The organism is Anaerobiospirillum sp. NML120448 (genome assembly GCF_023050945.1).
Classification (GTDB): Bacteria; Pseudomonadota; Gammaproteobacteria; order Enterobacterales; family Succinivibrionaceae; genus Anaerobiospirillum.
The window spans coordinates 19,032-43,694 of record NZ_JALKIM010000007.1 but is presented as its reverse complement, the minus strand read 5'-3'; the positions used below and the strand labels follow the sequence as shown (position 1 = coordinate 43,694).

Here is a 24,663-nt window from a genome sequence, read left to right as displayed (position 1 = left end):
TAAACTTGGATTTAAAACCAAGGTGTTAGCAAGTTTGACTTAATTTATAAGAAAAAGTGCACTTACTCATTGTTAAGATGTGATGTATATCACAATATTCTGGCAATACTAGATAGCTATTATGGATAGATCACATATTAGTCAGCTAAGGCTTGCACTTATGAAAAAGATAATTTTATTAAGTGCAAATTTGGTGCTTTTTCGGCTATCCTTGCTTGTATTATGCTAGAATGGTGACCCGAATTTGTTAGTAATTTTCCTTTCTAATAGTACTCACTTCTTCGGTACCTAGCGCCTGCTTAATTTTAGGTAGTTTTATAAGATTTTTTAGTCCGTTTAGCAACTTGCGGACTTTAAAGGCCTAAAGAGTGTTTTCGCTCTTGGGCAAATTGTAGATCATATATGATGCTACAAGCTTGTGTCTTATAGTTTATCTTCTATAAGAGCAGGTAGTTGGAAAACTCGTCAGTATTCACATAATTGTTATGGGCTTGCCCGTAGCGTGCACTTCAGGAGATGCCAAAGTTAGTAATTTGTTAACACCACTTTACTAGTCGAGGCAAAAAAACACTTACTATGATGATTAATACTTCCAAGTCTATTGCTCAGTACGATCCAGAACTTTTCAGCGCCATGTCTGCTGAGAACAACCGTCAAGAAGATCATATCGAGCTCATCGCTTCTGAGAACTACGCCAGCCGCTGTGTCATGGAGGCACAAGGCTCTCAATTAACCAACAAGTACGCTGAGGGTTACCCAGGCAAGCGTTACTATGGTGGTTGTGAGTACGTTGATGAGGTTGAGCGTTTAGCTATTGATCGTGCTTGCAAGCTCTTCCACTGTGACTATGCAAACGTACAGCCACACGCAGGTTCTCAAGCTAACTGCGCTGCTTACATGGCTTTATGTAACCCAGGTGACACCATTTTAGGCTTATCTTTAGCTGCTGGTGGTCACTTAACTCACGGTGCTTCTGTAAGCTTCTCTGGTAAGGTTTATAACTCTGTTCAATACGGTGTTAACGAGGCTGGTGAGCTTGATTATGAGGATATCCGTGCTAAGGCTTTAGAGGTTAAGCCAAAGGTTTTAGTAGCTGGCTTCTCTGCTTACTCTGGCATCGTTGATTGGAAGAAGATGCGTGAGATTGCCGATGAGGTTGGTGCTTACTTAATGGTTGATATGGCTCACGTTGCAGGCTTAATCGCTGCTGGCGTATACCCAAGCCCAATTGACTATGCTCACGTAGTTACCTCTACCACCCACAAGTCCTTAGGTGGCCCACGTTCTGGCTTTATCTTATCTAACTGCCACGACGAAGCTTTATACAAGAAGTTAAATTCTGCTATCTTCCCAGGCTCTCAGGGCGGCCCATTAATGCACGTTATCGCTGCTAAGGCTGTAGTATTCAAGGAGGCTATGGAGCCTTGGTTCGTTGATTACCAAAAGCAAGTAGTTGCTAATGCTAAGGTAATGTGCGATGTAGTTATGGAGCGTGGTTACAAGGTAGTATCTGGCGGTACCCACAATCACTTATTCTTATTAGACTTCATCGGTTTAGAGATGACTGGTAAGGATGCTGAGGCTGCTTTAGGTAAGGCTAACATCACTGTTAACAAGAACTCTGTTCCTGGCGACCCACGTAGCCCATTCATCACCTCTGGCTTACGTTTAGGCACTCCAGCTTGCACCCGTCGTGGTTTCAAGGAGAACGAGGTTCGTGAGCTTGCTAACATCATTTGTGATGTGCTTGATAACTACCAAAATGAGGAAGTTATTGCTCAGGCTCGTGCTAAGGTACAAGCTTTATGCGCTAAGTTCCCTGTATATAAAGACTAATAATATAGTTTTGCTTGCTTAATTTATCTTTAAGCCTTTAAATAATGAGCTACGTCAAAAGCTTTAAAGCAATTTGAGGTAGCTCATTATTTTTTGGCTAAGATAGACATTTATGGCCATAGATTAGGAACTCTGTAATTAGCTTGCTAAGCATATAATAAGTATTGCTAGTAAGTTAATCTGGGCTCTTAGCAGGCCAATTAATGGTTGTTTTAAGAGCAAGGGCTAACAATTAGATGATGTAGCCAGTTCTTTTATGGCTGCGTAAACAGTCGCAAACAAAGGGCACGTCGAGCCCGTCAGACGGGAACGTCGAGCATGTCAGGCGAGCAGGTCAGACGAGCACGTCGAGTGCGTCGCTCTGGCTGGCAGGTCGGTCACGCTAGGCTCGTTAGGCACAATGGGCACAGAGGTCAACATGAACAAAGAAAAGCATAGTGATTCATACTATTTAAAGATGGCTTTAGCTGAGGCTAAGAAAGGCCGCTATACCACCTCACCAAATCCAGCCGTGGGCTGCGTTATTGTGCGCAATAATAAGATCTTAGGCATGGGCTTCCATCATTGTGCAGGTCAGCCTCATGCTGAGGTTATGGCTTTAAGAGCTGCCAATTACGAGGTTGAAGGTGCAACATGCTATGTCACTTTAGAGCCTTGTTCTCATTATGGTCGTACTCCTCCTTGTGCTCAGGCTTTAATCGATGCCAAAGTAAAAAAGGTAGTTATTGGCTCTACTGATCCTAATCCTAAGGTAGCAGGTAAAGGCATTAAAATGCTACTGGATGCCCATATTGATGTGGTTAAGGCAACAGGCAAGCTCAATAAAGAGTGCCTCAAACTCAATCGTGCTTTCTTTAAATCTATTACCACTAATCGTCCTTTTACCATTTTAAAATATGGTATGAGCTTGGATGGCAAAGTTGCTTTATCAAGCAATGAGTCTAAATGGATTACTAACGATCAATGTCGTGCTGATGTCCAGCGTTTAAGATTATGGTCAGATGCCGTGATCACCTCTTATAAGACAGTATTAAGTGATAATCCAAAACTTAATGTACGTCTTGAGGATTTGCCTATTAAGTTATTAACAGGGCTGGATACTACTTTAATTAAGCAGCCTATCAAGGTAATTTTAGACTCCAAGGCTACACTCTTGCCTAATAAGCAATTGAGTGATCTTGATCCTTTTGCTATTTTCACCACAGGTGAAAACTACATTGTAGTAGGCTCCAATGATGTAGCTAAGAGCAATGATGGGGCTAAAGCTGAAAAAGCCCCAACTTCCAAAAAGAAGAAAAAGGCAAAGGCAGAGGACGCTTGCTCTTGCTGCTCTAAGGCCCAACTTGATGAGGTGGCTCCTGCTGAGCCTAAAAAAGCTAGCGCTAGCGCTAGCGCTAGCACCAGCTCCAAGAGCACAAGTTCAAAGAGCGTAAGCTCTGGTGGCAAGAAGTCAGCTAAGAGCTCAGATGTTACTCAAGAGGCTAGTGCGAGTGCTAGCACTAGCACTGGTGCTAAGATCAGGGCACGCAAGAGCACCAGCAAGAGCACTAGTGCTATCTCCAAGAGCGCAAGCTCTGGTGCTAGCGCAGGGGCCAAGGCTAAGGTAAAGGTGGCTGATAAGAAGGCTAAAGAGTTAGTGTTGGACACTAACAAGAGCCTATCTTGTGGCGTGGAAGATGAGGTCTATGCTCAGCCAAGCTGGAAAATTGATGAGAGCAAGGTGGTGGCTAGAGGTGTGGACTTTGTGGTCGAAAAATGGTCAGATAGAGTCTTTATCGTGGTAGTACCATTTGCTCTAGGATCCGATCATAAGCCTCATGCTTCTATTAGTGCGGCTCTGGACTTTTTAGGCTCTAAAGATATTCGTGTGGCTATGGTAGAGGCAGGATCAAGCTTAGGCTCTGCTTTCTTGGAGCAAGGCTTAATTGATGAGTGCTATTGCTATATGAGCCCTATGATTTTAGGTCTTGAGGCTAAGAGTGCTTTTGCTATCCATGAGCCTGCTAAATTATGTAATGCCTTGAAGTTTAAAAAGTGCAAGGTTAAGACCTTTAAGTCCAATTTTGGCTTGATTTTAAGCGACCCTATTAGAGGGGAGCAAAGTCTTAAGCGCTAATGGGCTTAGATAGTGGCAGCTTAGTGTGGATTTTGTTTATTATTAGGATGTTTGATGTTTACTGGTATTGTTGAGTCCAAAGGTGTAATTGAAAGCATTGAGCGCAATGGTAAGGGCGCTCATGTAGTGATCAGAACTGATAGTGCCTTTTTAAAGGACAGAGTAAGATTAGGCGATTCTATTGCTACTAATGGTGTATGTTTAACCGCTACAGCATTACGTGAGGATGCCTATGAGGCTGATCTCTCTTTTGAAAGTGTAAATTTAACTTGCTTTGGATTTTATAGTCCAGGAACTGAGGTTAACTTAGAGTTGGCTTGTACCACTCACACTCGTTTAGGTGGTCATATTATGCAAGGTCACGTAGATGGTGTAGGTACAGTACTAGAAAACTATCGTGTAGATGATGCCATTAATATTTGGATTCAAGCACCACAAAACCTTAAGCACTATATTGCTATGAAAGGTTCTATTGCGGTAGATGGCATCTCATTGACTGTAAATGAGGTAAGGGATTGTGATTTTAGATTAACTTTAATCCCTCATACTCAACAAGAAGTGGCAACTTCATTTAGACCAGGCTCTAAGGTCAATCTTGAGGTCGATGTCTTAGCTCGTTATTTAGAGCGCTTATTACAAGCCAATAGTTCTTCAAGTAATAATCAAAGCAATTCTCAAGTAACTTTAGAAAGCTTACAAAAAAACGGCTTCTTTTAGTCTTTAAACGGCTCTATTTAGCCTATTATTGTTGTATGCTATACTAACGCATTGATAAAATGGCGACTGTATGCGCTTTATGCATATACTAGCCATAGTTAGAATTAATTACGAACGCTTGTGCGTTCATGGTGATAGTAGTAACTCATAAGTAGTATTTTCGTAATTAAAAGATACTTATGAGAGTGTGGAGTCTTTGTAATGTCTGTGAATTTCATTGATGGCATTAAGCCTTGCCAAGATGCCAAGGTTGGCATTGTGGTTTCACGTTTCAATAGCTTTATTTGTGAAAGATTATTGGATGGTGCTCTTGATACTTTAAAGAGAGAAGGCCAAGTTTGCGATGAGAACATCACTGTAGTTCGTGTTCCTGGTGCCATTGAGATTCCATTAGCTCTAGAGGCAATGGCTAAGAGCGGCAAGTATGATGCTTTAATTGCTTTAGGTTGCGTAATTCGTGGTGCTACTTATCACTTTGAAGTAGTAGCTAATGAGTGTGCTAAAGGTATTACTCAGGTTACCTTATCTAATCGAATGATCGTTTCTAATGGTGTTTTAACTACTAACACTTTAGACGAGGCTGTACAACGCGCTGGCTCCAAGGCTGGTAACAAGGGTAGCGAAGCTGCCTCTGCTGCTTTAGAAATGATCAATGTAATGCGTCAGTTAAAGGACTAATTACAACTTAATTAATTTTAAGGTCAGGCTCTAGGCTCAAGTTAAACTATGGTTTTTTGATCCTAGAGCTAGCATTTAACAGGTATTTGCCATAAGTTAACCTTCGCCATGACAGGCTACAACAGGCCATTGCAGGCCAGGTAATGACCGTAAAGGCCAGATGCCGTAAAGGCCATTAAAGGGCTGTAAGTGGCTGTGATGGGCCATGAAAGGGCCTTAAGGGCCGTGAAAGTTATCTTATGGCAACTACTTTATAGTAGATATTTACAGTAAGAGGTCGCATCATAACAATTCATCGCCGTTGAGGCGAAGATATGATGAAATGATACTTACTACTATCTTGCATTAATCTTATTTTGAGGTTTATATGGATCAAACTGAGGGTGCAGCAACCCCAGCAATGCGCCACAAAGCTCGTCACTTTGCGCTTCAGGCCATTTATCAGTGGCAATTAACTAACCAATCAGCCACCACCATTGAACAGCAGTTTTTAGAAGATCAACCAGTACAGGGTGCTGATCTTGATTACATGCACGATTTAATTCAAGGTGTAATTGCCAACTGTGAATATTTAGATGCAGTGTTTGAGCCTTTCTTATCCCGTCCATTAAAGGACTTGGATCAAGTGGATAAGGCTATTTTACGCTTAGGTACTTTTGAGCTTAAGTACCGCCAAGAGGTTCCATTCAAGGTAGTAATTAATGAGGCTATCATGTTAGCTAAGTCTTTTGCTGAGCAAGATAGTCACAAGTTTGTGAATGGTGTGCTTGATAAGGTGGTTAAGGCTTTAAACTTAAAGTAAGCTCAGACATTAATTTATTAACAGATTAGGCCCATTTTATGGGTCTAATTTTTTAAAGGCTAAAACCAAGATCTTCTTATTTATGCTCTTGAGTGGTTCTTGGTTTTAGTATTTATAAGAACTTTTTACTAGGGTAGGGTGGAGTAGGATAATGCCAACAGATGAGTTTTCTTTTATTGAACAATACTTTTCTCAGCTAAATCCTGACTTAGAGCATCATGCAACAGGCAAGGGACTAGTGCTCGGTATTGGAGATGATGCAGCTCTGGTAAACATGAATGGCACTTATGCTATTACCACTGATACCTTAATAGAAAACGTCCACTTTTTTACTAATTTCAATCCTTTTTTATTAGGCAATCGCACTCTGGATGTTAATTTTTCAGATCTTTATGCCATGGGTGCGCAACCTCAATATGTGACCTTATCCTTAGATATCCCTGATCGCTATATTGATTTTGATGAGTTTTGGGAGCCTTTTGCTCGTGGCTTACAAGCAACCTTAGCTGATCATAACTGCTTATTAATTGGCGGTAATATCACTCATGTGAGTCATAAATCAGCTCCTTTAGCTATTAGTGTTACTGCCTTTGGTAAGTCCTATATTGAGGGCAAAAGTCTACGCCGTAATCAAGCTAAGGTAGGAGACTTAATTGTAGTAACAGGAAATCTTGGTGCTAATGGTTTATATGTAAAATCTATGTATAACAATGCCATTAGAAATCTTGATTCTGATGCTAAAAAGAGCTTTGAAGAGCATGCTTTTAACTATGATGTGCGTATGGGCAAATTTGTCAGCTTATTAGTTAAGTATTCTCAATGCGCTATTGATGTGTCCGATGGTTTGCTTGGCGATATTAGTCATATCTTGATTCAGTCTAAGGTTAGAGCCTTATTAAATTATGAAAGCTTGCCTTTAGATCCAATTAGTAAGTCTCTTTTAAGTGAATTTAAGATGTCACAAAAAGCTTTATTAAAGTTAGCTTTAAGCTCAGGTGGCGATTACAACTTGGTCTTTACTATTAGTAAGGAAAACCTTGCTTCATTAGAAAGTGAGCTCAAAGCCCAAGATGAGCTGCGTGGTTTTAGAATTACTACTATTGGTGAGATCACTGAGGCTAAAGATTACGATAACTTTAATAGTTCTTTGTCTACCGATGGCGGTTTAATCACTATTGTTAATAACAAGTGCCAAGAGGTGACCTTGCGCTTAGGAACAGGCTCATACAATCATTTCATTGCTAATTATTAGTAAGTAGTAAGAGCACTTATCAAAGCGCTGGTTCTTTAGTTGATGATTAAAGGATGAGCGCTTTTTAGTTTCAATCCTAAGCTTATACTAAGAACTAAATGCTAAGATGCAACAGTTGCTATAATACCAGCGCCCAGCGCTTGCGCTTGAGATTAAAACTTTCTACTAAGCAGTAGAGATTTTAGTTGTTTTGTTTAACTTACACTTGAGCTTCTATTCCTAGCTAAAGCAAGCTAGCTAGGAATAGGAAGCTTGAGTAGGAAAATTTTATTATGAAGAAGAATTATTTAGCTTTATCTTTATTAGCTGCCGCTACTTTAATGGTAACTGCTTGCGGTGGAGATGATAACAAGGGTGCAGTTGCTACTGCTCAAGCTGCTACCACCAACTCTGCTGCTACCATTTCTGATCAGAGCTCTTTTGAGGATAAGTCCTCTTATGCTGTTGGTGCTAGTGTTGGTACTTATATTGCCCAGATCGAAAGCGATCAGCAAGACGTATTAGGCAAGTTCAACCACGATTTAGTAGTTAAGGGCTTCTTAGACGCTTTAGAGGATAAAGTTGCTCTTGATGACAAGGTAATGCAGGAGACCTTATTAGCTCTTGATACCAAGTTACGTGAAGGCATTGAGCAGAAGCAAAAGGAAGTAGCTGAAAAGACCTTAAAAGAGGGCAATGATTTCTTAGCTGAAAATGCTAAAAAGGATGGCGTAAAGACTACTGGTTCTGGTCTTCAATACAAGGTTTTAGCCGAGGGTAAGGGCAAGACCCCTGCTATTAGCGATACTGTAATGGTACGTTATAAGGGCACTACCATTGATGGTGAAGTTTTCGATGAGCAAAAAGAGCCAATCGCTTTACCTTTAGCTAATATTATTCCAGGCTGGACTGAGGGCTTACAGTTAATGAAAGAAGGCGGCAAGATGATGCTTTATATTCCTTCTGACTTAGCTTATGGCGAGATGGGTGCTGGTGATAAGATTAAGCCTAACTCTGCTTTAGTATTTGAAATTGAGTTAGTTGAAGTTGTTTCTCCAAAAGAAGAGCAGAAGAAATAATTTCAATTAAAACCTAAGGTTAAAAAAGGGCTCTTAAAGCAAAGCTTTAAGAGCCTTTTTTTGTTAGATAAAATCGTCAGCGTTAAGTGGAAGCGGTGCGATTAAATCTTGTTTTGCATTTTTGTTTAAAACACTATTGAGCTTAGCTGGTTCTAGGCCCATAGCTGGACGAATAATTTTGACGTGCTCGTTAGTTAAAGTTTCGCCCTTTTTAATATCTTTTACTAAATATACTGAGCGGCGCATAGCACGCTTTTTGATATCAAGATCATTTAAACGTACGCCTTTAATACCTAAAGATTTAGCTACGGTGACAGTGTGATCTTTGAGCTCACGTAACTCAGCAGGGGTCATAGAGAAAGCTGCATCAATACCACTTTCTCTGTCTTTAGCAAAATGCTTTTCAATCATGTCAGCACCTAATACGGTGGCAGCAATATCTAAAGTATCACCAATAGCATGATTGGATAAGCCTGCTTTACACTGATAGCGCTCTTTAAAGAAAGGAATGGAGTTTAAGTTAAAAGTAGAAGGATCAGCAGGATAATGGCTTTCACAATGTAAGATGGTTAAATCTTTACAGCCATTGGCTACAGCTACCTCTACAGCAGCATCGATTTCTTCTAAAGTAGCTAAACCTGTAGACATTACCATTGGTTTGCCAGTTTGAGCACAATAGGCAATGAGTTGAGGGTAGTTAAGCTCAAAGGAGGCTATTTTATAAATAGGACATTGGGCTTGTTCTAATACGTCTACATCCTCAAGACTAAAAGGGGAGCTAAATAAAATAATATTGTGCTCACGAGCATGGTCAAAAAGAGGCTTCATCCACTCACGTGGGGTCTTGGCTTCTTTATAAAGTTCGTAATAGTTATAGCCCTTCCATAGACCATCTTTTAATAAAAACTCATCTCGAGTAGATGGAATAGTTAAAGAGTCTTCGGTATAAGTTTGAATCTTTACCATATCAGCGCCGTTTTGGGCGGCAAGCTCAATCATTTCCATAGCCTGTTCTAGTCGGCCTTGGTGATTGCCTGAAATTTCTGCCACAATAAGTGGGCTCTTAACTTGAGTATCTGACATAAACCCCCTCAATAATCTGATACTATGGTTCTTGGTTGCTCAGCTTGCGCATTTTGTCTAAAGCCTCATAAACGGTCTTAGTAGAGGCTAAGCCTAAGCGAGATTGTATTACTTGGCCTTCATCATCTAAGGTGATAAAGAAAGGTACACCAATTACCTGATACTTATTAATGATTTCTTGGATATTAGGATCATTAGTATCGGTAATATTAACCAAGATCTTTCTAAACTCCATGCTTGAGTTAACAAAATGCTCAGTAGAGTAAATTTCTTTTTCCATTATCTTACAGTTAGCGCACCACTGAGCAGTAAAGACTACAAAAGAGTAGTTGTCAGCACTGAGACGATTGAAAGTATTAAGATCCTGAGCACTATAAAAGGATTCATAGGTATGCTGTTGTTGTGATTGGTCAAAGTAGCCTAAAGATAAGTAGGTAGGCACTAAAGAGGCAATCAAAATAACAGTAGCAGTAATCATTGGCAGAGCACGTCTTCTAATAAAGAAGACAATGCTAATTAAGGTGTAAACACTAATAATGTAGGTAGTTAAAGCTCCGATAAAGATCTCGGCTCGTCCTAAATTATGGCGTACGATAATATATGCAGTACCAATTAATACCACTACCATCAAGCGCTTAATAATATCGCCTACTATGCCTGACTTTAATAAGAATTTAGAGCCAAACATGCCTATGATAAAAAGCGGGGTGGCCATACCAAGACCAATAGTGAAAAACACTAAGGTGCCCATCAAGATATAGCCATTTTTCATGACATAAAGCAAAGCACCAGCTAAAGGGGCTGAGGTGCAAGGGCTGGCGATAATAGCTGCGCTAGCTCCTAGAATAAAGGCTCCTGGAAATTTTGAGGTATTGACCTTAGAGGTGCGACTTTGCAAGTGATTGGTAATAAAGCTTGGCATTTTTAAAACAAATACATCGGCACAAGCTAGAGCACAAATAATCATTAAAATAGCTAAGACAAAGTTCAAAGCAGCACTTTGTAAAATGCTATGCAATTGTGCGCCTGCCATAGAGAAGAGCAGACCTAGTAAGGTATAGGTAAGGGCTAAGCCTAAAGCAAAACCTAAATTTTGCATTAAGACAAAATTAAAGCGGCGTACCTTGGAGTTGTCTTTTTTATCATTGTTCTCAATGCTACTTTCTAAAACATCTACTGTTTTAACAGAGGTCTTTTTAGAGCCAATAATCATAGCAGAGAAAATAGGGAGCATAGGCAGCACGCAAGGAGTGAGATCCAAGCCAATACCTAAGAGGAAACAAATAAGTAGGCCAATTAGTAGATTATCACTTAGCAGTTGTGAAATAGCATCACTGTTTTCGCTTTGTCCATCTTTAAAGAAGCTAAACAAACCAGTGCTGTTGGTTGCCTGCTCTTGATTAGCTTGTGATAAGTAAGAGACAGTCTCATGAGCTGTCTTAACATGCTCGCCCTGCGCTGGAGCGGGCGCTCCCTCCTTGGCAGATGCAACAGCTTGCGCAGTGGCTATATTAGCCTCGGCATTGCCAATGCCCTTGGCATTGGCATCGGCCTTTGATGCTTGGGCTTGGCTTGATTGGTCTTGGGTGGCGATATTGCGGTCAAGCTGGGTGTAGCCGTCATTACGGGTGGCAGCTTGATGGGTATCAATATCATAAGGAATGGAGATGACAAAGCTTTGTGGTGGATAGCAAATACCTGATTCATCGCATCCTTGGTAATGGAGAATGAGAATAGCGCCAGCTCTAGCTTTGATCACAGGAATAGAGAACTTTATCTCATTAAAATAGACAAAGGAGTCGCCCAGCGCATCGCTATGTGGGGTAGCTGGAGGTAATTGTGGCTCTTGATATTGAGTAAGCTCAGGATCTATTACTAAGGTTAAAGATGAGCGATAAATATAGGAATTACCGCTAATAGTAATTTTGATATTAACTATATTCTTGTCAAAAGTAACCTCAGGAGAAAAAGGTAAGATTGATTTAGAGGTATGCTTGTGATCTAAAGGATGAGACTTTTCTTGTTCATTATTCTTAAAGAAATCATCAAAAAATTGAGAGTTAATATTGCCTTCAATAGGGGCATTAACCTCAGGATAACTAGCCTCTGGCTGATTCAAATCTACTTTTAAAGAATTTAAGTACTCATAAGTACTTTGTATTTGAGTAGGCTCTTCTTGAGCATAGCTATAGGATGCCCCAGATAATATAGTCAAGGACAAAAATAAAAACACACCAAAAGAACAAACTCTTTGACTAAATAGCGATTTATCAAACATACTAAGCTATCCACAAATCATGTGCCCAGGAATTTAAATTCTGATCTTATTATAATTAAGTGGTAATGAAATTTACTGCTAATTTTATCATTGTAGTGTAAAGGCTAATTTAAGAGCATTAGTTTTGGTATACTTTTAGCTAGTTTATAAGCTGTTTGGGTTAGTTCATAAGTGTAAAGCAAAGCGCATAAGTATACCTGTTAAAGAGCTGCTGTTTACTTTGTGAGGATTGAATGGGTCGTATATTATTATTTTTCTTTTTATGGATTGCTCTTGAGATTTATACCTTTGTAGTGGTAGGTCAAGCAATTGGCTTTTTACTTACTATTTTCTTATTGTTCTTAGTAAGTTACTTAGGCCTTATGGTCACTAAAAAATTATTGGCTCGAGATTTAGGTCAATTGCAACGTGTGGCTATGCTTGCCATGAGTGAAGGCGTAGTTGATTTACAAGATGAACAAGCTAATAAGGAGCGTGAAAAGCTGGAAAAAATGACTAATGAAGAGCGTGCTGCTTACATGATGTCATTAAAAAAGCGCACCTTATTCGATCAAGTTATGATGTTGATGTTCATTATTCCAGGTTTTTTAACTGATGTTATTGCTATTATCTTGTTATTAATTAATATCAAAGCTAGCCTCTTTGATAAAAGTATTTTTGATAATCCTATTTTTGAGAAGGCTAACGTCTTTGGTAAGCGTGACTCTAAATACCAAGAGTATATGAATAAAAACTACGGCAAGAGCACTAGAGACTTAGAGAAGGAAGCAGAGGCTCGAGCCAAGGAAGAGCAAGGCTCTGTTCCTAGGGAGAATCCTAATGCAGGCCAGGCTACCATTGAAGAAATGAAGGCTAAATTCCAGGCTCAAAAAGAAGTCAAAGATGCCAAATTTGAGGAATTACCTGACGATGATAATAGTGGCTCTTCCATGAAATTCTAAATTAGCTCCTATAGCTAATTGATTTTATCTTATTTTTAAAGGCGCTTTGCCCCTAAAGCAAAGCGTCTTTTTCAATATTTTGGCAATGAATAAGGGGGTATAAGCTGGTTTTTTTGATCTTAATGAGATCAAAAAATACATTTCATGATCAAGTGCAAAATAAGGCTATACCAAAAGCTCTCTTAGATAGGCTGCAAACTAAGTAGGGCAAATTAATAACTACGCTCAATTAAGAGCGCAGGCCAAAGCGTAGCTGCGCCGATGCAGATGCGTACTAGTGCTAACTATGAAATTTGTATAGTGGAACAAAGTCTTACAATCGGGCTTTGGTGGTTATTAGTTTTTTCTATGGTATGGACTGTTCAAACTATCAAGTGAATTTATCTTACTTTGATGGTGTGTGTGGTAAAGCTGTCTTTATCATTTCTTATTTGTCTTGCGAATGCTGCTTTGCAAGTGAGTTTTTAACTTTATAGCAAAACAATTTAATCGTTGAGGTTTTTTATGTCCCAAGCTAAGTATTACCTTTTGTTATTACTAGTATGCTTGATTTGGGGTGCTACTCCTGCTAGCGGTAAATTTACTGTAGAAGCATTCTCTCCTTTAATGATCACTGGTTCTCGCTTTGCGTGTATTGCCTTAGTGTTGTTTATTTGTATGGTGATCTTAAAAGACTATAAAGGTCTTAAGCCTTCTAAGGATGTGCTTAAGATTGCTTTTGCTTTAGGCTTTATGGGCGTATTAGTGCATAACGGTCTATTGTTTTATGGTCTGCAATTAACTACAGCTACTAATACAGCTTTAATTGAAAGTATTGGCCCTACAGCTACTACAATATTAGCTTTCTTTTTCTTAGGCGAGCGTTTAAATCGTTACGGCTGGATGGGTATTGCCATTTCCTGTTTGGGAGCTGTTTGTATTATTTCCAAAGGCTCTTTAGACGTATTGCTCAATCTGTCCTTTAATATTGGTGATATTTACATCATTATTTGTGAGATCGCCTGGTCGGCTTATTCTGTAATTTCACGCAACATTAATGGTAAATGTAGCACTATTGCTATTACAGCTTGGTCTGGCTTATTTGGCTCAATCTTGTGCTATGCCACTGGCTTTGCTACTGACAGCTTACACATTTATAAGATTACCTCTGAGGCGCTCTGGGGCTTTTCCTATTTAGTTATCTTCTCAGGTATTTTTGCTTTTGTGGCCTGGAACTTTGCTGTGCAAAAGGTGGGCGCATCAAAAGCTGGTGTGTTTATTTATTTAGTACCTCTAACTGGCGGTATCGTAGGTGTTACCTTATTAGGTGAAGAGATTTTACCTGCTCAAATTATTGGTGCTCTGTTCATTATCGGTGGCGTGATCATTACCATTAAGTCTAAGGTAGTAATGCGTCAACAAAGCAAGACTCCAGAACAACTAGAGCTTGAAAAAGAGGTTAACCTCTTAAAGAGATTCCCAGAATTAGCTCATAAGCACAACACTAAGCTGATTGAAAAAGGTGTCATTACTCCAGAGCAAAATACTTTTGATCTCAATAAAAACGCCTCTGACCCAACAGAAGCTACCTTAGATAAACAAAACGAGCTAGAACCTCAAAAGGCTCAAGAGCTCCAAAAGGTGCAAGATTCCCACAAGGCTCAAGAGCCTGAAAAGGAGGTAGAGCTTACCGAGGCCCAAGAGTCCCAAAAGGAGCAAGGGATAGCTGCAAGCAGTGGCTTGATGGGAGCAGGCGAGAGTATAGCTCACGAGCATAATCCAAGCTTTGTTCCAGGAAAGGAGCAAGTTAATAAATAAAAATTTAGGGCTGCTTAGCATAAGGTTAAGCAGCCTTATTTTTTTATAGCATGGATAAAATGATAAAAAGTTGCAACTAAATTTACATGATGGATGGTTGTGGTGGCTTTTGGCTTATATATGCGGATTTGTTTTTTTCATGCTGCTATGCATAAATTAAAAAATAATGGGTTGTTTAGGGGATAAATAAGCCATTTTTAATAAATTTATAAAAAATTTCTTAAAGCTACCCTTGAAATGTTTTTTAGCTGGCCCCATTTAGGTAAATGTTCAGAGAATCATTGAGATTGATTTGCTTGAGGGGCTGTTTGATCCTTTAAGTAAAAATCTAAGGCGACCATGCTTTTAAGATATTAGGATGTGAATTGATCCTCACAAGTCAGTCTATGATTTTTGCTAGTGTTAAACTAGTTCTTCAGATTTTTTAAGCTAAACACTTATGTGGTTTAAGTGTTTTTCTTGCGTTAATTTGGGTAATAAAGATGAAGTTAGTTCCTTTATACGACCGTGTAATCGTAAAGCCATTTGAGGTTGAGACCAAGTCTGAGGGTGGCATTTTATTAGGTTCTGCTGCTCAAAAGTCAACTCGCGGTAAGGTACTTGCTGTTGGTAAGGGCCGTATCTTAGAGAATGGCCAAACCGCTCCATTAAGCGTACAAGTTGGTGATGTTGTTATCTACAACGAAGGCTATGGCACCAAGAAAGAGCGCTTAGATGGCGAAGAGGTATTCATCCTCTCCGAGAGCGATATTTTAGCTATTGTTAACGAATAATATTAATTGCAAGTAGGATTTTAGAAAATGGCTGCTAAAGACGTATTTTTTGGCAATGAAGCTCGTACCCAAATGTTAGAGGGTGTAAACACCTTAGCCAACGCTGTTAAGGTAACTTTAGGTCCAAAGGGCCGTAACGTTGTATTAGATAAGGCCTATGGTGCTCCTTTAATCACCAAGGACGGCGTTACTGTTGCCAAGGAAATCGAATTAGAAGGCAAGTTCCAGAACATGGGCGCTCAAATGGTTAAGGAAGTTGCTTCCAAGGCCAATGACGCTGCTGGTGATGGTACCACTACTGCAACCGTATTAGCTCAGGCAATTGTTACTGAGGGCTTAAAGGCTGTTGCTGCTGGCATGAATCCAATGGATTTAAAGCGTGGTATTGACAAGGCTGTTGCTGCTGCTGTTGAAGAGTTAAAGACCTTAGCTACCGAGTGTAAGGACAGCAAGTCTATTGCTCAGGTAGGTACCATTTCTGCTAACTCCGATACCACTGTTGGTAACTTAATTGCTGAGGCAATGGAGAAGGTAGGTCGTGATGGTGTTATCACTGTTGAAGACGGCCAGGGCTTAGAGGATCAATTAGACCTCGTAGAGGGTATGCAATTTGATCGTGGCTACCTCTCCCCATACTTCATCAACAAGGCTGATACCGCTACTGTTGAGCTTGAGAACCCATACATTCTTCTTTGCGACAAGAAGATTGCCAACATCCGTGACATTCTCCCAATCTTAGAGGGTGTTGCTAAGGCTGGTAAGTCCTTATTAATCATCGCTGAGGACGTAGAGTCTGAGGCTTTAGCTACCTTAGTTGTTAACAACATGCGTGGCATCGTAAAGGTTGCTGCTGTTAAGTCCCCAGGCTTTGGCGATCGTCGTAAGGCTATGTTACAAGATATCGCTATTTTAACTGGCGGTACCGTAATTTCTGCTGACTTAGGCATGGAGCTTGAGAAGGCTACCTTAAATGATTTAGGTGTTGCAAAGCGTATCGTTATTTCCAAGGACGACACCACCATTATTGATGGTTCTGGTAAGGCTGAGGACATTTCTGATCGTGTTGAGCAAATCCGTAAGCAAATCGCTGAGAGCACCTCTGATTACGATCGTGAGAAGTTACAAGAGCGTGTAGCTAAGCTTGCTGGCGGTGTTGCCGTAATCAAGGTTGGCGCTGCTACCGAAGTTGAGATGAAGGAGAAGAAGGCTCGCGTTGAGGACGCAATGCACGCAACTCGCGCTGCTGTTGAGGAAGGCGTTGTTCCTGGCGGTGGTGTAGCCTTAGTTCGTGTTGCTGCTTCTTTAGCTGATAAGGTTTGCGGTGACAACGAGGATCAGAAGGTTGGTATCAAGGTAGCTTTACGTGCTATGGAAGCCCCTCTCCGTCAGATCGTTGCTAACGCAGGTGAGGAGCCATCCGTTGTAGCTAACAATGTACGTACTGGTTCTGGCAACTACGGCTACAATGCTGCTACTGATTCTTATGGCGACATGATCGAGATGGGTATTTTAGACCCAGCTAAGGTAACTCGTTCTGCCTTACAGTACGCTGCTTCTATCGCTGGCTTAATGATCACCACCGAGTGCATGATTGCTGATTCTCCTAAGAAGGATGACGCTCCTATGACTCCAGGCATGGGCGGCATGGGTGGTATGGGCGGCATGGGCGGCATGATGTAATTTGCCCCTAAACCTCATATTACTAAATAGTTAAAAAGGCCAAGGCTCTTAGTTTTCTAAGGGCCTTGGCTTTTTTTATGGCTGCAAATATTTTCCACCTGTACGGACGATGAATTCACTTTTCAAGTAGTAACTACCTAAAAAAGTGTGTTCTGTCAGGATATTGTAGATATAGCGTGGAGAACTATGACTATGCTGCGCTGCCATTAGCTCTTCTTCATTGCAGATATTACAGACAGTTATTACAGGTTACGTTAACTTTGTCCGTACAGGTGGAATATTTTTTTGTAAAATTTGTGCTTTTTTAGTGCTCTTTAGCTATTATGAGGAAATTTCACTTTAGTTGAGCATTAAAAGGGTTTATAGAATGGCTATTATTAGCTGGTATACCTTAATAGGATTGTTTGCTCAGGCAGCTTTTGCTGGTCGCATGTTAGTTCAATGGATCATGTCAGAAAGAGCAAAGAAAGTAGTAAATCCTGCATTATTTTGGTGGTTATCTTTGGTAGGTTCTTTAGCAATGAGCTTTTATGGCTTTTTGCGTGAAGACTTTGCCATTATGCTTGCTCAATTAGTATCTTTCTATATCTACATCTATAATCTTAAGCTTAAACAAGAGTTATATCGTTTTGGTAAACTAATTGCTTTATTGATTATTGTGGTGCCTATCCTACTGCTTTGTTTACAGTTAAAAGATTTTTCAAGCTTCTTTGATAGCTTTTTAGATGGACATAATATTCCTTATGGCTGGATGGTATTTGGCTTAGTAGGCCAGTCTTTATTTTCTATCCGCTTTGTCTACCAGATGGTAGTGTCGCATCGTAGACAACAATCAGTATTGCCTGATGCTTTTTGGTATATCAGCCTGATGGCTGCTCTTATGGTACAGATCTATGGTGTTTATCGTTTAGATATAGTTCTTATCATTGGTCAGGTAGGTGGCATGGTAACCTATGTGCGCAATATTATGTTGATGCACAAGAATAATAAACAAGCTCAAGATTAAGACAAGAGCCAGGAAAATATCAAAATATTTTAAATGGGCAAACACTATGATAGTTTTGCCTTCATTGAGCATAATCTTATGAACTCCAATCGTATTTATCTATATGTTTTATTAAGTATCTTTGCAGCATTTATTCCTGCATTGCTCTTAAGAGACTTTAATGCTCTAAATGAACTTAACTATCTTGGTATAGCTCAGGAGGCCTTAGAGCGTGGCAGCTGGTTTGCCTTTTATGAAAATGGAGTTCCATATGCTGATAAGCCTCCTGTATATTTATGGATTTGCATGCTAGCTGTAGCCATAGCAGGCGTTCATGCTATGCCTTTGGTATTGCTAGCCTCGGTACTACCTTTTATTGCTTTAATTTCCTTATTAGATCGCTATTTAGCTTATGAGTTTAGACATCAAGAGCGCTTGTTAATTATGCTTGGCATGGGCTCCATGCTGGTAATGGATGTTTTGGCTTTAGTAGGTCGCATGGATATGCTCTTTTCCATGGTCATGCTACTTGCCTATTTAAAGCTTATGAAGCGCTATATCCTGCTAAAAGAATTAGACCATCAAGAGGGCAACCATCGTCCTAAGTACGGTAATTTGTCTATTCCTTTTTTATTATTTTTAGCAGTTTTTATTAAAGGCCCTTACGGTATTTTATTCCCGCTACTAGCTATCTTGGTGCTTATGGCTTTAAACCATGACTATAAGCGTTATTTTGCGATAGTAAGACCTCACTATTTTGTCATCGTCTTATTGCTAGTGTCTTTATGGGGTTTATGTGTTTATCTTGAGGGTGGTGCTGATTATTTCAATAATTTGTTCTTTGAACAAAGTGCTAAGCGCTTAGGTGCTATTGAGGGCGTACGTATTGTTCATCAAGAGCCATTTTATTTCTTCTTTAAAATCTTTTTAGTCATGACTTTGCCTGTTGGCTTATGTGCTCTTTATTTTATGGCTCGCCAACTTTATTTGCGTGAAAGTTTAGATATCAAGATTCAAGCTTGTTTAAGTTTTGTGTTAGTGGCCTTAGTGGTCTTATCTATTCCTAAAAGTAAGCTTGAGATTTACTTATTGCCAGCATTACCAATGGTTTTTTACTATGTAATGCTCTCTTATCGTGCTATGCAGCTTGAGCGTAGCAAACCTTTATTTGAAGCCTTAGAAAGACAATTAGATCTAGCCAATCAAAAAGAACAAGCTCTTTTAAATAAGAAGGCCAATCAAGAGCAAGTATTAGCTAATGATGAACAAAACGAAGCTCATGAAATTCAGGTTCAACTAAAAGCTGCCCAGGCTGAGCGTGACCTCAAATCAGAAACCTTGGCTATACAAGTATTAGAAGATAACGACTCTACCACCCATGGTAGGGCCAGCTTCTCTATTGCCCCAAGCACAGAGGAAACCCATCAAAGCCAAGCTGAGCTTGACTCCTCACAGTCCACCCCAGCTACCGAGCCAAGCGATGCTAGCGCTAGCTCAGCTAGCGCCAGCGCTGCCAGTGCCAGCGCAGCTAGCACCAGTGCTAGTGATGCAGTTAGCTCAGGTAAGGCTAGTGCCTCAGGGGACAAGCAAAATGATGCTGATAGTGGCGAGAGTATTAGCCCTGTAAAGCTACGCTTGCAGTCCATTTTACAAATGGATCATCAAAATAATGAACAGACTAATGAGCAAAGCTCACTTAGCGAGCATAGTGCTGATACTCAGGATGATAGTGAGAGCGCAGCCAAGCAAGATGAGACTGCTACTAAAGATGGTGCTGCTGACTTGGAGTCAAAAGATTCAGTACAGGGCGATGCTGTAGCAGTAAATAAAGATGAGGCTACCATAGATCAAAAAACTAAAAAGATGGTCGTATTCAATGAGCCTCATAAGGTGGAAATTGATGCTAGCGCTACTAAAAGTGTAAAGAGTGCTAAGGTCTTTAATGCCAAAGCAAATATTAGTCCTACCCTAGTGGAGTTATCTGAGCGTCAGGGCGTAAAGCCTTGGGATTTGGTAGGTGCTAATGAACCTCAGCATCACAATAATACCCAAGAGACCACTGAGCAGAGTGTGGGCGCAGAGGAGACAGCCAGCGCTGCTGGCAATGCTAGCGCAGCTGGCACTGCTGGCACAGTAGGCTTAGAGGGCTCTGAGAGTGTAGCGAGCGGAGCAAGCGGAGCTAGTGCTGCTGGCAATGCTAGCGCAGTGGGGGCGGGGGCTGTTGGCGCTGATGGGGCTATTAGGGAGCAAGATGCTGGTGAGAGCAAAGATAGCGATAGTGATAGCGACTATGAGTTAGAGGATGGTCAGGATAAATCTATATTTAGATACCATAGATCTGGGCATCAAGGTGTGGAAATTATAGGTCAGGGCTATTTTCTCTCGGGCATTAATACTGTAGGTGAGCGTACTAAATTACCTAAGCTGTTAAGCTTGTCTTTTGCGCTTCCTTTAGTGGTTTATATAGCTTTATTTGGGGCTTACTTTTTCTTTTATGAGAAGGTGCCTGCATTACAAAACTCCATTATTGGTATTAGTTTTGGTGTTTTATCTTTTGCCAGCGTCATTGCTTTATTCTTTTTATTAAGCCGCTTATTCATTTTCTCTTTAGCAGCTTTGGGAGTAGGTACTTTAAGCTTTGTTTTTATTTTGGGTTTTGCAATACCTCATCTTAATCCTTTCTTAGGTATGGGAGAGTATGCAAAAGTAGCCACTCAAGCTATTGATACAGGAGCCTCTAATAAGCTTTGTATGGTTCGCTATCGTAATGGCTTAGATATGAAGTTTTATGATAAGCGTATTGAGGTTATCCAAGATCCTGAGCTTCTTGATAAATGCTTAGAGGACAATGCCACTATAGTGCTCAATCGTAAAGGCATTAAAGAGCATGCTCAAATAGCCGAGCAAATGAGAGCTCGTGGAGCTTATACTATAGGTGAAAGTTTAGTATTACCTGCTAAGAGTCCAGAGGCTAAGCTACCTTTTAACTTTAGTAATGGTCAGGTAGATGGCTTACCAGTAGAGTTGAAGCTTAAATCTGGTTCATAAGCTTTAGTAGGTGTTAATGGGCAAAATAATAATATGAAGATCCTTGTTACTGGAGCAGCAGGCTTTATTGGCATGCACTTATGTAAAGCTTTGGTTGCTCTTAATCATCAAGTAGTGGGTATAGATAATCTTAGCTCTATTACCTATGAGAGTTCGTTGAAAATATCAAGACTGAGAAATTTAGGTCTTAATATTGATAGTCACATAGCACAGAGCTTAAGTAGCGATCAGGCTTTAACTTGCAATAACTTTACTTTCTATCGCATGGATTTAACTGACGATGTGGGGATTGGTAGGTTAATTGAAAATGGCGAGTTTGAGGTTATTGTTAACTTAGCAGCCTTAGCTGGAGTGCGCTTATCAACTGCCATTCCTGAGCAATATTTAGCCTCTAATGTTAATGGCTTTTTCAATGTCCTTAATGCCATTAAGAACCTTTATGTAAACAATAATAAGATTAAGCCTCGCTTGCTATTTGCTAGCTCTTCCTCTGTTTATGGTGATTGCACCAAGGTGCCTTTTAGTGAGGATAATACCGATCTCAACCAAGTATCAGTTTACGCTGCTACTAAAAAAATGGATGAGACCTTGGCTTATACTTATGCCTCCTTATTTAAAATTGATACCATTGGCTTGCGCTTCTTTACTGTTTATGGCCCTTATGGTCGCCCTGATATGGCTCCTTTTATCTTTACTAAGCGTATTATTGAGGGTAAAGAGCTCCATATTTTTAATGAGGGCAAACAGCGCCGTGACTACACTTATGTAGACGATATTATTAAAGGTATTTTAAGCATTATTAATAGCCCATCGATTCACGATCATGCTGCTGTGCCTTTTGATGTCTTTAATATAGGTAATAGCGATCCTGTCGAGTTATTCGATTTTGTTAAAGCTATTGAAAAGGTCACTAACATTAAGGCCAATATTGTGTTAGAGCCTAAGCAGCTGGGCGATGTTGATCAAACTTATGCCGATGTCTCTAAGTTACAAAAGTATTTTAACTTTAAGCCAGAAACTAAATTAGAAGATGGTTTAAAAGAATTTTATAAGTGGTATCAAGACTACTACCGCAACTAACGAACGGCCCAGCCAAGGGCAGGGCAATGCCCTGCCTTTGGCAGGTGGCTGGTCCTTAGTTTTAGGTGGTTTTGACAGCTGCTAGCCTTCAGCAGGCAAGACCTGACCAGGTCTAGCTAAGCCAAGTCGGGCTTGGCCAAGCCTGGCTTGGCTAGAGCTTATGGTGAATGGGGGGAATGGTCCGAAGAGCGCATTGGGCTTCGGCCAGAGTGGGCCTTTAGTGCTCGTGGTTGTTCTTTTTTAGGCTCTTAATCAAAATAACACTCATTATGGTGACAAACAGTACGCCTAAAGCCTGTACCAAATAGGTGTAAGGTAAGGTAATGGCGTGAGCTAAGAAGCCAATTAGAGCAGGGCCCACTAAAATACCTGTAAAGCCAATGGTATTTACAATTGTTACCGAAATATGGGTAGGAACCTCTTTAATACGTGCTGTGATGGATACTAATTGAGGAACTACGTTACTGGCTCCCACGCCAATTAAAGCAAAGCCTGCAAATGCTGCTAAGTAGTGAGGAATTACCACAGCCACTACAAAGCCCAGCACAATACATAAAGTACCTAAAACAATAATACGGCCACGTCCAAAAGCACTTACTATCTTATCTCCAGTTAAGCGGAAAATAGTCATAGTAATGGCAAAGGCAGCATAGCCATAACCTGCATGCTCAAGACTGATGCCGTGCTCAGTACGTAAAAACACGCCTGACCAGTCAAGCATAGAGCCCTCAGTCATAAACATAATAAAACACATCAGGCCAATCAAAATAACAGTAGGATTGGTGTAGTAGCTCCACTTGCTTTGAGCTTGAGTTGGCTCTTTTGTAGCACTCTCCTGGTCATTATCTTGTGGTAAGTGCACAGTGTTAAACAGATTACTGCCGCCTAATACTAAGCAGGCAATAAGGATTACTGCTGCATAAATGCCACTGTAAATAAAAGGAAAGTTTGCGCTCAATAAGAAGGTAACACTTAATGAGCCTAAAAAGCCTCCTACGCTATACAAGCCATGCAAGCCTGACATAATGTTGAGCTTAGTATATTGTTCAACCAAAGCACCATTAATATTAGACACCACGTCGATTAATACCGCATTGATGCCCATTAAGAACAGCACTAGCGCCATTAAATAGAGATTATTAATAAAAGGAATAGCAATTAGGCAGAGCGATATTAAGATGGTGGCACCATAAATAGGAATCTTACAGCCAAAGCGAGAGCTAAAATATCCAGATGTTGGCATGGATACAAAAGAGCCGATACCAACACAAAGCAATAATAAGCCCAAGGAATGTTCATCAAGAGCAAAACGCTCTTTGACAAAAGGAATCATTGGAGCCCATGCCGCAATTGCAAAGCCCGCAATTAAAAAGGCGATACGATTAGAGAGAATGAGCTTTTTATGCACTGGATTGATAGACATAAATACAACCTAAAAGCAAACACCAAACAAAAAAGGTTAGTAAAAATTCTATCATAGGGTGCTAGCCACTTTTGTGGTACTTTCAGCCATAAAATTACACTTTTATAGCTTTTTTAGGCATAAAGAGCAGCGCTATTAATACCAAAATGTCAGTAAGTAATATTAATAGTCTTGAAAGATGATCAGCTAAGCGCAGGCTGCGCTTTGGCCAAGGCCTCTTGGCCCATGGCCCATGGCCAAGGCCCAAGGCCCAAGGGCGGGAGCCTTGGGCTTTGGGGATTGGGCTTGGGGCTAGTCGATGTGGTGGGATTGTGGGAGGTTGAGGTTGTTTTGGCCTATGGTTGGTCTTATGTAGCGCTTGCGCATCCAGATAAAGGCAATGAGGTCAAAGGCCCCTGAAAAGGCTCGATTAAAGAAATTAAATTTGGAGGTGCCTTGTTTGCGCTCTTGGTGACGAACAGGTATAGCAACTACTTTTCTACCATAGAGTAGGGTTAAAGCTGGTAAAAAGCGATGCATGCCAGAAAAGAGCGGTAGGGCTTGAGCTAGATCGGTTTTAATAATTTTAAGAGGGCAGTTGGTATCAGTAAAACCATCGTGAGTGATGGCATTACGAATTTTGTTGGCTAATTTTGACTGAATTTTCTTTGACCAAGTGTCTTGGCGCTTGGCTCTAATACCACAGATCAAATCACCTTGGTCTTTTTTCTCTAATAAGAGATTAAAGTCCTCTGGAAAGGTCTGTAAATCAGCATCAATATATCCTGTCCAGGTAGTGCTAGAGCTGTGAAAGCCAGCTTTTAAGGCTCCAGTTAGTCCGCAACGAGCTTGTAAAGATAGATAGTAAAAGCCCTCATGATTAGAACAGAAGTCTTTAATTAGGTTCAAAGAGTTATCTGATGAGCCGTCATTAACAAACAAATAGCAGACCTTAACTAGGCTCTTGCCTTGATAATCAAGTAGGGCTGCGCACAGACGTTCTAGGCTTTCTTCCTCATTAAAAACAGGGATTACTACTGTTAGGTCATATTGTTCTTTAAGATCTAGATTGTTCATGTTAGTTGACCTTGTGAGCTTCTTGAGGAGGCTGCTTGTATAAAAATAAGAAGGCCCCCC

At 40.4% G+C, this 24,663-nt stretch carries 18 protein-coding genes; 14 read left to right on the top strand and 4 right to left on the bottom strand.

Annotated elements, in window-relative coordinates:
- Positions 1-579 precede the first annotated feature (579 nt).
- From glyA to MXE38_RS02370, 7 genes are all read left to right on the top strand, one after another.
- A complete protein-coding gene (gene glyA, locus MXE38_RS02400) occupies positions 580-1,836 on the top strand; it encodes a serine hydroxymethyltransferase (protein WP_246910871.1) in 1,257 nt (418 codons plus the stop codon).
- Between the two features lie 418 nt (positions 1,837-2,254).
- A complete protein-coding gene (gene ribD / locus MXE38_RS02395; protein WP_246910780.1) occupies positions 2,255-3,952 on the top strand; it encodes a bifunctional diaminohydroxyphosphoribosylaminopyrimidine deaminase/5-amino-6-(5-phosphoribosylamino)uracil reductase RibD in 1,698 nt (565 codons plus the stop codon).
- Between the two features lie 54 nt (positions 3,953-4,006).
- Entirely contained in the window at positions 4,007-4,669 is a 663-nt protein-coding gene (locus MXE38_RS02390) for a riboflavin synthase (protein ID WP_246910777.1), read from the top strand.
- A 201-nt stretch (positions 4,670-4,870) separates the two neighbouring features.
- Entirely contained in the window at positions 4,871-5,347 is a 477-nt protein-coding gene (gene ribE / locus MXE38_RS02385; protein WP_246910775.1) for a 6,7-dimethyl-8-ribityllumazine synthase, read from the top strand.
- Between the two features lie 367 nt (positions 5,348-5,714).
- Positions 5,715-6,149: a transcription antitermination factor NusB gene (gene nusB / locus MXE38_RS02380; protein ID WP_246910771.1), complete on the top strand. Its 435-nt coding sequence runs from the start codon at positions 5,715-5,717 to the stop codon at positions 6,147-6,149.
- Positions 6,150-6,300: 151 nt separating this feature from the next.
- On the top strand, positions 6,301-7,401 hold the full coding sequence (thiL, locus tag MXE38_RS02375) for a thiamine-phosphate kinase (RefSeq protein ID WP_246910768.1): 1,101 nt from the start codon (positions 6,301-6,303) through the stop codon (positions 7,399-7,401).
- A gap of 272 nt (positions 7,402-7,673) precedes the next feature.
- Entirely contained in the window at positions 7,674-8,459 is a 786-nt protein-coding gene (locus MXE38_RS02370; protein ID WP_246910766.1) for an FKBP-type peptidyl-prolyl cis-trans isomerase, read from the top strand.
- A gap of 63 nt (positions 8,460-8,522) precedes the next feature.
- Here the strand turns inward: MXE38_RS02370 and pseI are convergent, their stop codons facing one another.
- A complete protein-coding gene (gene pseI, locus MXE38_RS02365) occupies positions 8,523-9,542 on the bottom strand; it encodes a pseudaminic acid synthase (protein ID WP_246910764.1) in 1,020 nt (339 codons plus the stop codon).
- 22 nt (positions 9,543-9,564) lie between these two features.
- On the bottom strand, positions 9,565-11,820 hold the full coding sequence (locus MXE38_RS02360; protein WP_246910762.1) for a cytochrome c biogenesis protein CcdA: 2,256 nt from the start codon (positions 11,818-11,820) through the stop codon (positions 9,565-9,567).
- 233 nt (positions 11,821-12,053) lie between these two features.
- Between MXE38_RS02360 and MXE38_RS02355 the strand changes: the two genes are divergently transcribed.
- The 7 genes from MXE38_RS02355 (at position 12,054) to MXE38_RS02325 (ending at position 22,124) form a co-directional block, all read left to right on the top strand.
- Positions 12,054-12,761 carry an FxsA family protein gene (locus MXE38_RS02355; protein ID WP_246910759.1) on the top strand — a complete coding sequence of 236 codons (708 nt, stop codon included), beginning with the start codon at positions 12,054-12,056 and terminating at the stop codon, positions 12,759-12,761.
- Between the two features lie 504 nt (positions 12,762-13,265).
- Positions 13,266-14,558 carry a DMT family transporter gene (locus MXE38_RS02350; RefSeq protein ID WP_246910757.1) on the top strand — a complete coding sequence of 431 codons (1,293 nt, stop codon included), beginning with the start codon at positions 13,266-13,268 and terminating at the stop codon, positions 14,556-14,558.
- A 482-nt stretch (positions 14,559-15,040) separates the two neighbouring features.
- Positions 15,041-15,331, top strand: a complete 291-nt coding sequence (locus MXE38_RS02345; protein ID WP_246910755.1) for a co-chaperone GroES — start codon at positions 15,041-15,043, stop codon at positions 15,329-15,331.
- 27 nt (positions 15,332-15,358) lie between these two features.
- Positions 15,359-17,011: a chaperonin GroEL gene (groL, locus tag MXE38_RS02340; protein ID WP_246910754.1), complete on the top strand. Its 1,653-nt coding sequence runs from the start codon at positions 15,359-15,361 to the stop codon at positions 17,009-17,011.
- Between the two features lie 367 nt (positions 17,012-17,378).
- Positions 17,379-18,017: a lipid-A-disaccharide synthase N-terminal domain-containing protein gene (locus MXE38_RS02335; protein ID WP_246910752.1), complete on the top strand. Its 639-nt coding sequence runs from the start codon at positions 17,379-17,381 to the stop codon at positions 18,015-18,017.
- Positions 18,018-18,050: 33 nt separating this feature from the next.
- Positions 18,051-21,044: a hypothetical protein gene (locus MXE38_RS02330; protein WP_246910750.1), complete on the top strand. Its 2,994-nt coding sequence runs from the start codon at positions 18,051-18,053 to the stop codon at positions 21,042-21,044.
- Positions 21,045-21,077: 33 nt separating this feature from the next.
- A complete protein-coding gene (locus tag MXE38_RS02325; RefSeq protein WP_246910748.1) occupies positions 21,078-22,124 on the top strand; it encodes a GDP-mannose 4,6-dehydratase in 1,047 nt (348 codons plus the stop codon).
- A gap of 217 nt (positions 22,125-22,341) precedes the next feature.
- Here MXE38_RS02325 and MXE38_RS02320 read toward each other — a convergent pair whose 3' ends face one another.
- The gene (locus MXE38_RS02320) at positions 22,342-23,547 is read right to left on the bottom strand and encodes an MFS transporter (RefSeq protein ID WP_246910746.1); all 1,206 of its coding nucleotides are present in this window, start codon (positions 23,545-23,547) and stop codon (positions 22,342-22,344) included.
- A 291-nt stretch (positions 23,548-23,838) separates the two neighbouring features.
- Positions 23,839-24,603 carry a glycosyltransferase gene (locus MXE38_RS02315; RefSeq protein ID WP_246910743.1) on the bottom strand — a complete coding sequence of 255 codons (765 nt, stop codon included), beginning with the start codon at positions 24,601-24,603 and terminating at the stop codon, positions 23,839-23,841.
- Between the last annotated feature and the right edge of the window lie 60 nt (positions 24,604-24,663).

What these genes read in the sequence shown, in the direction of transcription:
- glyA (WP_246910871.1), top strand. Translation starts at nt 580, where the DNA reads ATGATTAATACTTCCAAGTCTATTGCTCAGTACGATCCAGAACTTTTC.
- ribD (WP_246910780.1), top strand. Translation starts at nt 2,255, where the DNA reads ATGAACAAAGAAAAGCATAGTGATTCATACTATTTAAAGATGGCTTTA.
- MXE38_RS02390 (WP_246910777.1), top strand. Translation starts at nt 4,007, where the DNA reads ATGTTTACTGGTATTGTTGAGTCCAAAGGTGTAATTGAAAGCATTGAG.
- ribE (WP_246910775.1), top strand. Translation starts at nt 4,871, where the DNA reads ATGTCTGTGAATTTCATTGATGGCATTAAGCCTTGCCAAGATGCCAAG.
- nusB (WP_246910771.1), top strand. Translation starts at nt 5,715, where the DNA reads ATGGATCAAACTGAGGGTGCAGCAACCCCAGCAATGCGCCACAAAGCT.
- thiL (WP_246910768.1), top strand. Translation starts at nt 6,301, where the DNA reads ATGCCAACAGATGAGTTTTCTTTTATTGAACAATACTTTTCTCAGCTA.
- MXE38_RS02370 (WP_246910766.1), top strand. Translation starts at nt 7,674, where the DNA reads ATGAAGAAGAATTATTTAGCTTTATCTTTATTAGCTGCCGCTACTTTA.
- pseI (WP_246910764.1), bottom strand. Translation starts at nt 9,542, where the DNA reads ATGTCAGATACTCAAGTTAAGAGCCCACTTATTGTGGCAGAAATTTCA.
- MXE38_RS02360 (WP_246910762.1), bottom strand. Translation starts at nt 11,820, where the DNA reads ATGTTTGATAAATCGCTATTTAGTCAAAGAGTTTGTTCTTTTGGTGTG.
- MXE38_RS02355 (WP_246910759.1), top strand. Translation starts at nt 12,054, where the DNA reads ATGGGTCGTATATTATTATTTTTCTTTTTATGGATTGCTCTTGAGATT.
- MXE38_RS02350 (WP_246910757.1), top strand. Translation starts at nt 13,266, where the DNA reads ATGTCCCAAGCTAAGTATTACCTTTTGTTATTACTAGTATGCTTGATT.
- MXE38_RS02345 (WP_246910755.1), top strand. Translation starts at nt 15,041, where the DNA reads ATGAAGTTAGTTCCTTTATACGACCGTGTAATCGTAAAGCCATTTGAG.
- groL (WP_246910754.1), top strand. Translation starts at nt 15,359, where the DNA reads ATGGCTGCTAAAGACGTATTTTTTGGCAATGAAGCTCGTACCCAAATG.
- MXE38_RS02335 (WP_246910752.1), top strand. Translation starts at nt 17,379, where the DNA reads ATGGCTATTATTAGCTGGTATACCTTAATAGGATTGTTTGCTCAGGCA.
- MXE38_RS02330 (WP_246910750.1), top strand. Translation starts at nt 18,051, where the DNA reads ATGGGCAAACACTATGATAGTTTTGCCTTCATTGAGCATAATCTTATG.
- MXE38_RS02325 (WP_246910748.1), top strand. Translation starts at nt 21,078, where the DNA reads ATGAAGATCCTTGTTACTGGAGCAGCAGGCTTTATTGGCATGCACTTA.
- MXE38_RS02320 (WP_246910746.1), bottom strand. Translation starts at nt 23,547, where the DNA reads ATGTCTATCAATCCAGTGCATAAAAAGCTCATTCTCTCTAATCGTATC.
- MXE38_RS02315 (WP_246910743.1), bottom strand. Translation starts at nt 24,603, where the DNA reads ATGAACAATCTAGATCTTAAAGAACAATATGACCTAACAGTAGTAATC.